Below are 13,084 nucleotides of genomic sequence, written 5' to 3'. Positions count from 1 at the left end.
CGTTATAGGTCAATCGACAACCAACATACGTGCGCCAGCTCCCAGAATGGTCTTATTGGTCTCTCTTGATCAAGGGATCGCACATCCAAACCAAGTCCCCACACTCATCTCAAATAATAGAAACATTCCAAAATTTTCTATTTTTAACAAGTTCAGCTTATTTCACATCTCAAAAATAGGATTAAATATTTAATATTGCCATTTACTCTGATCCCATCCAGAGTAAATCAAATCAATAAGTTATTTTTCATTCTACTCAATATACATTTTATTAAATAACTACACATATGATCGGATCCGTTACTACGCTTCGACTCCATTCTTTTACAGGTAACGACCGATGACATCTCTTCGAAACAGCATTGCTTGGAAACTGATTCTGCCTGTGCCGATCGCTCTGGTGATTTGCGTTGTGGCAACCTGGATTTTACTTCCTCAACAAATCGCCCAGAATGCGCGCGCAGACGCAGTTCGTGCGGCCGAACAAACGGCAAAGCAGTTCAAGACGATCCGGGGTTACTACACCAAGAATGTCATCAAGAAAGCAGTCGCGGACGGCAGCCTTAAACCCTCTTTCAACCATAAAACCGAAGAAGGCTCGATCCCGCTTCCTGCGACCTTGATCCATGACCTGAGCGAACTGCTGAAGGAAGAGGACACAAGGATCAACCTATACAGCCAGTTTCCCTTTTCAGTCAGAGAAAGCCGGGTTCTGGATGATTTTCAGAATGAGGCCTGGAATTTCCTGAATGACAATCCGGACGAAACTTTCGTCCGGCAGGAAAGCCAGAATGGTCAGGAAGTCGTCAGAGTGGCAATCGCGGACCGGATGGTCGCAGAAGCCTGTGTCAATTGTCATAACGGACATCCGGACTCTCCCAAGACCGATTGGGCAATGGGCGATGTGCGTGGCGTCCTCGAAGTCGATACTGTCATAGATACGCAGTTGGCGGCCGGAACATCCTTGAGCAATAACCTTATCTTCTCAGTCATCGCCGGCGGCCTGGCTCTCATGGCGATATCGTTTTTTGGCGCCCGTTCCGTTTCACGTCCCCTCGCCGGGATGACCGTGACGATGAAACTGCTGGCCTCTGGCGATCACAGCGTTGACATCCCCGATCGGGAACGCCACGACGAGATCGGTGCCATGGCCAAGGCCCTAGAGGTATTTAAGAGAAACAGTGTCGAAATGGATCGTTTGCGCATTGACCGCGAACAGGAATCACAACAGGCGCAGGAATCGCTGAAGCGTTCGATGGGCGAGTTGACCCACGAGTTGGAACAGAGAGCTGAGACAGCGGTTGCGGGTATCGTTTCCAAGACCGATGCCATGCATCAGCTGGCTGAAGAAATGTCCAAGGCGGCCGATAGAGTCACGGAAGACAGCGGCACAGTCGCCGGTGCCGCAGAGGAAGCGACCGCCAATGTTCAGACCATTGCCAGTGCCTCCGAGGAAATGGCCAATACGATTAAAGAAGTTTCTCGTCAGGTGAGCGAGTCCACTTCGATTGCGACACAAGCGGTCCAGCAAGCAGAACACACTAACGAGACGGTTCAAGGTCTTGCCCAGGCGGCATCTAAGATCGGTGAGGTAGTCGACTTGATCAGCGATATTGCCGAGCAGACCAACCTGCTGGCATTAAACGCCACGATCGAAGCTGCCCGTGCCGGCGAAGCGGGTAAAGGCTTTGCCGTGGTCGCCTCTGAAGTCAAAAATCTTGCAAACCAGACTGCCAAGGCGACCGAAGACATCAGCAGTCAAATCGGCGGTATGCAGAGCGCCACCGGTGAGGCCGTCAATGCGATTGAAGAGATTCGCGAAACCATTCAGAAGATCGACAGCATTGCAGGCTCCATCGCGGCATCCGTCGAAGAACAGGGCAACGCGACCGATGAAATAGCGCGCTCGGTCCAGGAGGCCGCAACGGGAAACCAGGAGGTTTCTTCCAGGATCGGTCAGGTCTCGAGCGCCGCAGCGGAATCAGGCCGCCTGGCAGGCGAAGTGCGCACCAACTCTACCGAAGTTGCACAGGGCGTGAATGATTTGCGCGAGGATATCTCATCCGCTATCCGCAAGGGTGCGGTCTGAGTCCTGTCAAGTAATCTCCTCGCGCTTGGGAGAGCCACGCCTTCACAAGCGGAGAGCTAAAGTTCCCGCATCACCCGGCAGGGGTTCCCGACAGCCACTACGTTCGATGGAATGTCGCGGGTCACCACGCTACCGGCGCCGATCACCGCGTTATCGCCAATTGTCACACCTGGACAGAGAATCGCGCCGCCACCGACCCAGACGTCGTGGCCGATGGTGATTGGCTGCGCGCTCTCGCGGCCGCTGGCGCGTTCCACGGGATCGAAGGCATGAGTGGCGGTATAGATCTGAACGGACGGGCCGAACATAGAGTTGGCACCGACCTCGATCCGGGCGCAGTCGAGAATGGCGGCGCCGGCATTGAAGTAGACGTTCAATCCCAGGTGCAGGTTCACACCGTAAGCACAGTGAAACGGCATCTCGATGAAGACACCCTCACTCATGGTGCCCAGAAGTTCTTTCATCACGGGATTGGGGCCATCGCCTTCCAGGAAATCCGAGCGGTTGAAATCGCGCAACAGCTTGCGAACGCGGTTACGCATGGCCACCAATTCGGGATCCCGGTCATAATAATCCAGGCCAGCCAGCATTTTTTCCCGCTCAGTCATGGTATCGGCCATCTCTATTACTATCCTCTTGATTCCGTCAGCATGTCGAAAGGATCATGACCGCGCGCGCCGAGATGGAAAACGTTTTTTACTGCGTGAAAAACAGGTCAACGCGTAGATGGCGCTTGCGCTTTTTTCAGCCGTCGTCTTCAAACTCTTCGGCAAGGTCCGAGATAAGCTCCCGCCAGAGCGGTGCCTTTCCGCCCAGGCGGTTCGCAACTGCGCCGGACAAAAGTTGGGCCATGCTGAGAACACTGGTTTGAGTCAGGTGATCACCCGGCGTCGAAACATGACAGCTGAGCACAAGTGCGTCCTGGCGTGCCGCCCGGCCCACGTTGGTCGGATCGGTAATGACAATGGTTTTAAGACGGGTTGTCTTTGCGAAGGTAAGCATGGTCGAAACGGGTTTCGGCCAGGGCCGCATCGCAATGACAATCAGGGCGTCGTTTGGTCCGGTCGATGCAAGCTCCTCTGGCCAGGTGCCGGTGTTCTCCGAAATCAACTGCACGGAAGGACGGACACGCGCCAGCAGAATTCGCAGATGCTGCGCCAAGCCGAACTCGATGCCCAAACCCGCAACCCAAACCCGGCCCGCGGCGGCAATTTCGTCTGCAGCCTCGTTCAGAACGTCCGAGCGAAGTCCCTCAAAGGTGCGCAGGAGATTGGCGCTCTCGATCTGCAAATGGACTGAAATCGACGTGGCTTCGGTGACCGCGGCCTGCGGCATGGGAATCTGCTGTACCGGCCCGGTCCGATTGCGCTCCTCGCGTGCCTGTAGACGCACATCGTTGAAATCCTGATAACCGAGATTTCTAAACAATCGGGCTGCAGTCGCCTTCGACACGCCGGTAAATTTCGCCAGCTCCGTTGCCGAGGCCGCGAGGATTTCATCGGGACGGTCCATGAGGAACTGTGCCAGCTTTTGTTCTGCCGGAGTCAGCACGTCAAAGCGCTCCTGAATGCGCAACGCTAACCTCGTTCCCATTCCATCCCTTTCGATGCCAATAAACTTCTACAGGCGCAGCGTTGCATGCCTGTTTCCGAGCACTCGCTCTCGAGTCTGGTCGTTTTCCATGAGATCAGCGGAAAACGTGAATCAGTCTCTTAAATCCATATCGAGAGAGCGAATCACACCCTCAATTGATCCGACTTAGAACCACTACGCTCTCGAACCGGAATCGATAACAACTTTCGCCGGCACAGTAAAAAAGAACGTGACAATTTTCACGCTCCATGAAACCATCGTTTCAACAATCTCTCAATAAGAAACAATTGGAACACAACGTGACAAAGACCAAGATCGTACGGGAGAAAATCTGGTCAAAGCTGGCAGGGGTCGCCCAGCCGGATTCACGATTCCACCTCAACTTCTCTGAAGTCATTCCTGATTTTGTAGGGTCTTCCGCCGCCACGGACCGCATCGCGAAAGAAGACTTTTACCAGCGCGGTGGCTACGCATTCATCACGCCCGACAATTGCCTTGTAGACCTGCGGGCGCGCATGCTGAAGGCAGGCAAGTCCATGGTGGTCTCCACCTATGGCATCTACCGTGGCTTTTACCTGTTGGAGCCAGCCATGGTCCCCGCTGGGCAGGAGCTCTTCGCGGCCTGGCTCGATGGTCTTGAGCATTTTGGCAAAAAAATATCTCTTGAAGAGGTTGCCGAACGCGGACGGTTTGACTTCATGGTCACGGGTGCTTCAGCCGTGTCGCTGGACGGTGTTCGCTTCGGCAAGGGACATGGCTTCTTCGATCTGGAGTGGGGCATGTTTACTGAGCTGGGAATCGTCGACGACAACACGAATGTCAGTGCGGTCGTCCATGATGTCCAGGTCGTTGAAGATAAACTCTTTCCCAGCCCCACTGATATTCTGGTCGACGTCATCGCCACGCCGAACAAACTGTATCGCATTGAAAACCGGGCGCCGCGTCCAAGAGGCATTCATTGGGAGTTACTGGAGCCCGAACAGATTGCAGCGACGCCGCCGCTTCAGGAATTGCGGCGCATGCATGGGCTTCCGGTTGGCTAGCCACGCAAATCAATTCAGTCCTTTTCACAGGGGGAAACATCATGGCTTTTCATTCCAACAGAAGGCGTTTCATTAAAATCGCCGGCACCGGCGCTGCCGTCGCAATGCTTCCGGGTTTGACGGGGCGCACAGCGGCAGCAACACCGCTGACAATGCAGGCCGCGTGGATCAACGATGCCGAGTTCGCCGGTTATTTCGCTGCCATTGACGAGGGGCACTATAAGGCGGCCGGTCTCGATCTGACCTATCTCTCGGGCGGCCCGGACGTCATTCCCGAAAGTTCGATCATCGCCGGCAAGGCGGATTTGGCACTCACCACACCAGACACCACGATAAAGGCAATTGTCGACCAGGGTGCCCCCTTCAAGATCATCGGTGCCCAGTATCAGAAGAATCCGATCGGCGTCGTCTCCTTGGCAAAAGCACCGATTAATACGCCGGAAGAACTCAAAGGCAAAACGCTGGCGGTCCCCCCGGTCAATGTGATTTCAGTCGAGGCAATGCTGGCCATCAATGGCATAGAGCGCAGCGACGTGAATATCGTTCCCTATGCCTATGACCCGACTCCATTAATCAAGGGCGAAATCGACGCCTCGCTCGATTTTACGACCAATGTCCCCTACAGCATCGAACAGCAGGGCGAGAAAGCCACAAGCTTCCTGCTCTATGATTTTGGTTATAAAACCTACAACGACACGGTTGTCGTTACAGAGGAGACACTGGCCAGCAAGCGCAGTGAGCTGGTCGCCTGGCTTAGAGCGAGCCGTAAAGGCTGGGATGCCAACTTTGCCGATCCGCTTGCCTATCCGCCGAAGTTTGCAGACAGTTGGTTCAAGGGTACGGGGCGGACCATCGAAAACGAGATTTTCTTCAATCAAGCTCAGATGCCACTGATGACACATTCAGGCGGAATCTTCGCGATGGATGACGAGGGCATCCAGGCCAATATCGATACACTCGGGCGTATCGGCATCAAGGCCAGTCGCGACATGTTCGACACCAGCCTGCTCGCGGAGATCTAGGGTTCGTCAATGCAGGGCCTGCCTCTTTCCTTTGTCGATGTCGAAAAAACATTTCATATCAAGGGGCAGGCCCTCACGGTTTTCGAGCAACTGACACTCGACTGTCCGGGGGGCTCTTTCACCGCCCTTCTCGGCCCTTCAGGCTGTGGCAAATCAACGCTGCTGCGACTGGCGCTGGAGCTGGAAACCGCCGACGCAGGCAGCATTCTCGTGGGTGACGAACGTCCCAGTGCCGCGCGCAAAACCGGTGCCGTAGGGGTCGCGTTTCAAGACGCCGCGCTCCTGCCATGGCGTAACGTTGAAGACAACATCCTACTTCCCTTTCAGGTCCTTGGAACGAAACCGCCGGATCCCGAACATATCGGCAAACTGATCCGGCTGGTCGGTCTGGAAGGTTTCGAAAAAGCCCGTCCGGAAGAACTATCGGGTGGAATGCGCCAGCGCGTGGCCATTGCCCGGTCACTGGCCACAGAACCGCGCGTGCTGTTGATGGACGAGCCTTTCGGCGCGTTGGATCTGATCCTGCGCCGGCAAATGAATCTGGAGCTGCAGCGGATCTGGTCGGCGGCACGGCCAACCACCTTGCTGATCACACATGGGGTAGATGAAGCGGTTTATCTGGCGGACCGCGTGATTGTCCTGTCCGCGAGGCCGGCGGAAATTCTCGCCGACATTACCATTCCTTTTGCGCGGCCGCGTGCGCCGGAACTCTTAAGGGATCCGCAGTTTCACAAGCTCTGTGACGAAATCGGTGCATATCTCGAACCGCAGCAAAATCAGACTGAGGCATGAAAAGCAGGCACGATACCCTCGGCACTGCAGCCTTGCTTCTGCTGATTCTCATTGCCTGGGAAGTAGCCGGACAGCTTCGTCTGGTCGCAGACGGCACCCTTCCCGCCCTAAGCGCAATCCTGACAAGGCTCTTTGCCGAACGAAGCGACTACTGGCCCCACATTCTGGCAACGCTGGAAACCTCAGGCCTCGGCTTCATCATCGGCAATCTGATCGCTGTTGCGGCAGCGCTTGTTTTTTGCCTCTGGCCAATCGGTGAACGCCTGCTACGCGGCGTTAACATTGCTGCCTTTGCGGTGCCGCCGATCGCAATTGTTCCTGTGTTGGTCATTGCATTGGACGGTGATGTAGCGCGCATTACCCTGGCTGCACTCCTGGTGTATTTCCCGACAATGACCGCTACGCTCGCGGGTCTCCGCGAAGTGGATCCACGCAGTCTCGATCTCGTCTCGGCCTATGGCGGTGGGAAGCTAAAGGCACTGCTGCTGGTTCGTCTACGCGCGGCCGTTCCCGCGATTATGAGCGGTTTTCAGGTCGCGGCGCCAGCAGCCGTCCTTGGTGCAATCCTCGCCGAATTCGGCAGCGGCGCGCGTTGGGGCCTGGGCACCTTTTTACTGGGTTCGCTTGGTCGCGGTGAACCGGACCGTCTGTGGGGGATCGGGCTGGCCGCGACCGCCATTGCCGGCGTAGGTTACGGGCTTGCCGCCCTGGCCGCCCAGTGGACGACGGGCCGCAACCGGGCGGTCACGATCGCGCCGCCCCCATCGGAATCGACCTCACCGCAAGTGGAGAGATGGCGTCGCAGTCTCTTGACGCTGATCGCGGTACTCCTGCCTTTCCTATTCTGGCAGATGCTGCTTTTAGCTGGAGATTTATCGCCGATTATAGCCAAAACACCGTTGGGTGTTTTGGACTATCTGTTCTTTTCAAATGCCAGTCCCTCGGCACAATCCAGGCTTCTTCAAGCTCTGTCTGAAACGATCCCAATCACGATCGGCGGTATGTTCATAGGACTGGCGGTCGCCTTTCTCCTCGCCCTCCTCTCCTTTGCCACACCGGTCGTAATGCGTGCCCTCTTGCCTTTCGCACTGGTAACTCAAACGATGCCGCTGGTCGCCTTGACGCCACTCGCCGTTTTGATTTTCGGACGCGGGATCACCGTAACTCTGGTGATAACAATCTCAGTGACCTTCTTCGCCGCTTTTGTCCTGCTCGCGCAGGGCTTCGCCCTGATCCCACGGCCGGCGTTTGACTTGGTGGATGCCTACGGTGCCTCGACCCTACAGAAGCTGCGCTTGATCGCCATCCCAGCAAGCCGGAAATGGCTTTTTGTTGCGGCAAGACTGGCGATGCCCAAAGCGCTGCTGGGCGTGATGATCGCCGAGTGGCTGGCGACCGGCAAAGGGCTTGGCAATCTTCTGAACCAATCACGCGGATACCTCGACTACGGCATGATCTGGACCGTCGCCGTCGTATCGGTTCTGGTTGCCATCGCGCTCTATCAACTGACCTACACGGCAGAGCGCTTGACAGAGCGCTGACGTCCCCTAGCTCTGCTCGTACTACACTACAATCGAGGATCCACCGCCTCGCTCTCCATGGCCAGCACGCCGAAGACGCATTCGTGCACCCGGCGCAGCGGCTCACGCTTGGCAAAGCGCTCAAGCGCCTCGATACCGAGCGCAAATTCCTGCAGAGCAAGAGCCCGCTTGCGTCCCAGCCCGCGACGCCGCAGGCGCGTCAAGTGCTCAGGCCGATCGTAGTCCGGACCGTAGATGATCCGCAGATACTCCCGGCCACGGCACTTTACCGCCGGCTGCACGTAACCGCGGGGGCCACGGGTCACATAGTCCATCGGCTTTACCACCATACCTTCACCGCCTTGTGCGGTCATCTCCAGCCACCAATCGCAGGCAGCCTGAACCCGCGCCTCGTCGGACAGGTCTATAAAGCGGTGATCGGTTTGGAACAACAAGCCATTGTCCGCCTCGCAGAGCAGGCGCAGTTGTTCCATGTGCCAACGGTGCGACTTGTCGTCATGCACCGCACCTTCACTCCCAAGTAGATGGAACGGCGCAATACGCAGGTCCTCAAGCTTCTCCACCGGCCATACGTAGTGCCCATAGGCCTTACGGTAGGCGTCTGCGTTTTCCAGTCGTGATGCCGTCTTCTCCTGCAGCGTATTCAGATCCAGGCCGCGCGCGACCCCGTGCTGAACCGCCGCGAGCGCCGCCTGCAAAGCTGCGTTGGCCGCCGCACCGACAGCGCCGTACTGGTGCTCAATCAAGGACTGCGCCTTGACCGACCAGGGCATGATCTCGGCGTCTAGACAGAGCCAATCGGTCTCAAGAGCATCCCAAAGACCGCAGCGCTCGGCCGCCTCTGACACCCGTGCGAGAATTCCTCTAACCACTGTCGGGTCATAGAAGAATGGGCGGCCCGTGCGGGTGTAAATCGCACCCAGTGCCTCACTCTCGATCCCAAAACGCCGCAAAGCCACAGTCTCATCACGGGTAATCACCAGCACAGCGCGCGAGCCCATGTGCTTTTCCTGGGCGACTACGGTATCTACCCCCTGCGCCTTGAAGTATCGCAGAGCATCCTCTGGATGCTCCAGAAAACCTTCGCGCGCCGAAGTCTCGGACGGAGACATGGTCGGTGGCAGGTAGATCAGCCATCGTGGATCGATTGCGAACCGGCTCATGACCTCCAGGGCCGCCGCGCTCTGATCCTCACGCAGTGTGACGGCCCGGCGGAGACGGGTCGAGATGATCCGCTTGCCCGTGACATCTTCCAGGTCCAGCAAGGCATCCGGTGCCGCATTGGGGTCAGTGGCCACCTCACTCACCGGATTCAACGGTCGCGCGGGTTCCATGTAGGTCCGCTCAGCCGGCACTTCGACCAGCTCCATTTCCGGGTAGCGCAGCGCCGTCAGTTTGCCGCCAAACACGCAACCGGTATCAATGCAGATGGTGTTGTTGACCCACTCCGCCTCAGGCACCGGTGTATGGCCGTAGACCACCCGCGCCTTTCCCCTGTATTCGGATGCCCAGTCGAAGCGGATCGGCAGACCGAAATCGTCGGTTTCACCCGTAGTCTCGCCATACATTGCGAAGGCCCGCACCTTGCCCGAAGATCGGTTCTGCATTTCTTCGCGCAAGCCCGCATGGGCAACAACCAGACGACCATCGTCCAGCACAAAATGACTGATCAGGCCATCGATGAATCGCAGCATTTCCTTCTTGAAGGCGTCGCTCTCGCTTTCGAATTGCTCCATGGTCTCAGCGAGGCCATGCGTCAGCTTCACGTTGCGCCCACGCATCGCCCGGCCCAGTTTGGCCTCGTGATTGCCCAGAACGCAGCGCGCGATACCGTCATCGACCATGGATTTTGCAATCCGCAGAACATCCGGCACCCGCGGCCCCCGGTCGACCAGATCACCAAGGAAGATTACGCGCCGGCCCTCCGGCGCAGTGACGTTGTAGCGTCGCTCGCCACTGGTCTCGTCCAGAGTCACGTCGTAATCGAGCTTCTCCAGAAGTTGCTCCAACTCGCTCGCGCAACCGTGAATATCGCCGATGATGTCGAAGGGCCCCTGCTCGTCACGCCTATCGACCCAGAGGCGATCGCGTGCGATTTCAACCGCATCGACTTCCTCCTCAGTCTTGAAGCGGTAGATAAATCGGATTCCGTCACGATCCATACGCCGTTGGCCGCGACGGAGCGAACGTATGTGGTTACGCACGACATGCGGTCCAAAGTTCCGATCCGGACGTAGTGCGTTTCGCTCATGGCACAGCGCCTCCGGCACGTCGAAGACGAAGGCAACCACCAGTGCATGGTAGCGCTTGGCCAGATCGATCAGGCTACGCCGGTCTTCCGAGCGCACATTCGTAGCGTCGATCACGGTCAGACGGCGACGTTTGAGGCGAGCCTCTGCCGTATAGTTCAGAAGCTCAAATGCATCATGGGTCGCCTCCAGGTCGTTCTCATCGTCGGACACGATCCCCCGGCAGCGGTCAGAGGAAATCACCTCCGTCGATTGGAAATGGCGCGCGGCAAAGGTCGACTTTCCGCAGCCGGTCGGCCCGACCAGCAGCACCATGCAGTACTCCGGGATGTTAATTCTGTTCTTATCAGTCATCAAAAAAACCTACCTGGAAAAAACGGCCATCTGGGTCGGCGCACCATGTTCTTCATGAAGTTGGCCAATACCGTCGAACTCGACCTGATAATCGTTACGCTCCGCCACGCCCTTCGCCCAGCTCTCAAATTCCGCACGGGTCCATTCGAAGCGGTGATCCGGATGTCGCAACCGCTCCGGCTCCATATCCTCAAAGGTCGCGTTGTATTCCCGATTAGGCGTGGTGATAACCACGGTCGGCGACTGAGCCTCGGCAAAAACCACCCGCTCGAAAGCCGGCAGGCGCTCTGGCTCCAGATGCTCAATGACCTCAACTGCCGCCAGCGCATCGAAGTTCTTCATACGCTGATCACGATAGAGCATGGAACCCTGCAGCAATTCGATCCGCGCGCGCTGACGGTCAGGCATACGCTCCAGGCGCAGGCGCCGCTCGGCCTGTTGCAGCACCTTGGGCGCCACATCCAGTCCTGCTATGCGGGTGAACTGCTTTTCCTTGAGCAGGTTGCGCAGCAACCTCCCCTGGCCGCAGCCAAGGTCCAACACGCTGGTCGCGCCAGCATCCAGCAGCGTGCGGGTCACGGTTTCCATACGCAGTTCGTTCAGCCGGATCGGCTTTTCCAGCTCCTCTTCCGGCGCATCCAGAACTTCCTGGACTTCTCCGGTCTGTGGCTCTTCGCGGGAGGCCAGACCTTCCAATGCCGCCCGGGTCAAGCCGCGTTGATGGCGCAGGTAGCGTCGCACGATCAGGTCCTTATCGGGATGATCGTCCAGCCAGCCCGTGCCCTTGGCGAGCAACTTCTCCACTTCGTCGTTGCCGACGTAGTAGTGCTTCTGATTATCAAGCACCGGCACCAGCACGAAAAGGTGCGTCAACAGGTCGGTGATCCGTTGGCTTGCTCGCAAGGTGGCCGTGACGTATTGACTGTCGCCCCAATCGGGAAAGGCCGGATCCAACGGATGGGTTTCAACCTCAACCTCGTAACCCAGAGGCCCGAAAAGCCGTTCCAGAAGATCACTCCCGTCTCGACAGGCCAAGGGAGTGATACAAACCTGAAGCGGAATGGCTATCTTGGCAAGCTCGGGTCGCTCCTTAGAGCGGCCGGCCAGGGCCGTGCCGAGCAGCTTGGAGATCGCCGCGGAAAGAAAGGACGAAGCCACGTAGGGCCGATCGTTGACATACTGTCCGAAAGCGCCGCCCTGCCACGCCCCTTCCCGGCCGCGCACTAGCCGAACCGGATCGACATCCAGTAGCAGTGCGGCCGTACAACGCTCTACAGAGGCTTCCGGGTAAAAGAGATGCGCCTTGCCGAAGGCGAGTTCGCGCGCATGCAACGAACCCGGGTTCTTGTGCAACAGGTAACCCAGATCCGTCGCCGGTCGGTGAGTGGTTGTTATGGTCAGCAACATTTATCTAACTCTTCATGACCCAGTCTGGTCTGGAACTTCTTTCTCGAAGCCCAGGAAAGACTGGAAGATCTTGTTGGCATCATCGATCAGGCGTTGAGGTGGCGAAAAAAGCTCCTGACCCGGCGCGCGGGCAAGGTCAAATTCTTCGGTGATGAAGTCGTCAAGCAGCGGAATACGCAGCCCGTTGCCCAACTCCCTGGTGATACGTTTGCGTTCGAGGAGATCGTCCAGGAAGTTCGAAACTTCGCCCGGCAGGCCGCAGCCTGGCCGAAGCTCGGGAACGGACATTGGCACCCGCTGATCGGGATTGTGCCGCAGCCAACGCAAAGCCAGCGCCGGCCGCAAGGCGTAAAAGTACTTCTTGATTGAGACATCATCCTTGCCGGCAATAAAGCGGTTCCACTGCTTCTCACCGAGCTTAAGATAATGATACCGCGCTGGCGTGTGGTGCAGCGTGCGATCTGCCAATGACCGCATTGCCGATACAAAGGCCTGATCACTGCGATAAATAATGGGCGAACCCAACCATTCATGCAGCACGGGGTTGGGCTTGATTAAAAGCTGTAGAGCCTTTTTCAAGTCCCAGCCGTTAATGTCCAACTCGTCCTCGATCGGAAGCTCAATCACGTCACGGCCAGGCTCGATTGTCAGGTACCACTCCGGCCGATGCACATAGAGAAACCGCACGTCGTAATCGCTATCGGGTGACGGGAAACCCCAGGCACGGCTTCCTGACTCGACGGCGAGTAAAATCTGGACGTGATAGTTTAACTCGACTTGATCGAGCTGCCGCTGAATTTCATTTTGAATAGTTGGATCGATCACAACGCCGAACTCTCTTTCCCCAAAACATCCTGACACTGACCTTAACCGAAATCTGTTGCTGTTCCCTTTCACTTCACTTGACCGTCAGAAGCAATTACACGGCCACTTCGGCGTGGCCGGGAATGACAGCAGCATCGCTCAATTGGTGCTGACCGATGCTGCCGTGCAA

General features: G+C 57.1%; 10 protein-coding genes. 5 read left to right on the top strand and 5 right to left on the bottom strand.

The genetic code is table 11. The annotated features are described in order from the left end of the window. Positions 1 to 340: 340 nt before the first annotated feature. On the top strand, positions 341 to 2,089 hold the full coding sequence (locus QMZ18_RS23370) for a methyl-accepting chemotaxis protein (RefSeq protein WP_282608777.1): 1,749 nt from the start codon (positions 341 to 343) through the stop codon (positions 2,087 to 2,089). Between the two features lie 56 nt (positions 2,090 to 2,145). Here QMZ18_RS23370 and QMZ18_RS23365 read toward each other — a convergent pair whose 3' ends face one another. Together QMZ18_RS23365 and QMZ18_RS23360 are read right to left on the bottom strand one after the other, a co-directional pair. After that, positions 2,146 to 2,709: a sugar O-acetyltransferase gene (locus QMZ18_RS23365; protein ID WP_282608776.1), complete on the bottom strand. Its 564-nt coding sequence runs from the start codon at positions 2,707 to 2,709 to the stop codon at positions 2,146 to 2,148. A gap of 124 nt (positions 2,710 to 2,833) precedes the next feature. Continuing rightward, complete coding sequence (locus QMZ18_RS23360; RefSeq protein ID WP_282608775.1) at positions 2,834 to 3,682, bottom strand: MurR/RpiR family transcriptional regulator; 849 nt, start codon at positions 3,680 to 3,682, stop codon at positions 2,834 to 2,836. 299 nt (positions 3,683 to 3,981) lie between these two features. Between QMZ18_RS23360 and QMZ18_RS23355 the strand changes: the two genes are divergently transcribed. The 4 genes from QMZ18_RS23355 to QMZ18_RS23340 are packed head-to-tail and all read left to right on the top strand — an operon-like array spanning position 3,982 to position 8,080. Continuing rightward, the gene (locus tag QMZ18_RS23355; RefSeq protein ID WP_282608774.1) at positions 3,982 to 4,725 is read left to right on the top strand and encodes a 5-formyltetrahydrofolate cyclo-ligase; all 744 of its coding nucleotides are present in this window, start codon (positions 3,982 to 3,984) and stop codon (positions 4,723 to 4,725) included. 41 nt (positions 4,726 to 4,766) lie between these two features. Then, a complete protein-coding gene (locus QMZ18_RS23350; RefSeq protein WP_282608773.1) occupies positions 4,767 to 5,747 on the top strand; it encodes an ABC transporter substrate-binding protein in 981 nt (326 codons plus the stop codon). A 9-nt stretch (positions 5,748 to 5,756) separates the two neighbouring features. Then, complete coding sequence (locus QMZ18_RS23345; RefSeq protein WP_282608772.1) at positions 5,757 to 6,539, top strand: ABC transporter ATP-binding protein; 783 nt, start codon at positions 5,757 to 5,759, stop codon at positions 6,537 to 6,539. Next, positions 6,536 to 8,080: an ABC transporter permease gene (locus QMZ18_RS23340; RefSeq protein ID WP_282608771.1), complete on the top strand. Its 1,545-nt coding sequence runs from the start codon at positions 6,536 to 6,538 to the stop codon at positions 8,078 to 8,080. Before QMZ18_RS23345 ends, QMZ18_RS23340 begins: the two co-directional genes overlap by 4 nt. 26 nt (positions 8,081 to 8,106) lie before the next feature. Here the strand turns inward: QMZ18_RS23340 and QMZ18_RS23335 are convergent, their stop codons facing one another. From QMZ18_RS23335 to QMZ18_RS23325, 3 genes are read right to left on the bottom strand one after another with little or no spacing between them, the layout of a single operon-like run. After that, complete coding sequence (locus QMZ18_RS23335; RefSeq protein WP_282608770.1) at positions 8,107 to 10,683, bottom strand: polynucleotide kinase-phosphatase; 2,577 nt, start codon at positions 10,681 to 10,683, stop codon at positions 8,107 to 8,109. A gap of 9 nt (positions 10,684 to 10,692) precedes the next feature. Next, a complete protein-coding gene (locus tag QMZ18_RS23330) occupies positions 10,693 to 12,090 on the bottom strand; it encodes a 3' terminal RNA ribose 2'-O-methyltransferase Hen1 (RefSeq protein ID WP_282608769.1) in 1,398 nt (465 codons plus the stop codon). A 12-nt stretch (positions 12,091 to 12,102) separates the two neighbouring features. Further along, positions 12,103 to 12,915 carry a nucleotidyltransferase domain-containing protein gene (locus QMZ18_RS23325; protein WP_282608768.1) on the bottom strand — a complete coding sequence of 271 codons (813 nt, stop codon included), beginning with the start codon at positions 12,913 to 12,915 and terminating at the stop codon, positions 12,103 to 12,105. Positions 12,916 to 13,084: the final 169 nt, after the last annotated feature.

The sequence above is a fragment of the Pelagibius sp. Alg239-R121 genome, assembly GCF_947331435.1.
In the GTDB taxonomy this organism is placed as follows: domain Bacteria; phylum Pseudomonadota; class Alphaproteobacteria; order Kiloniellales; family Kiloniellaceae; genus Denitrobaculum.
This window is presented reverse-complemented; position numbering and strand designations above follow the sequence as displayed.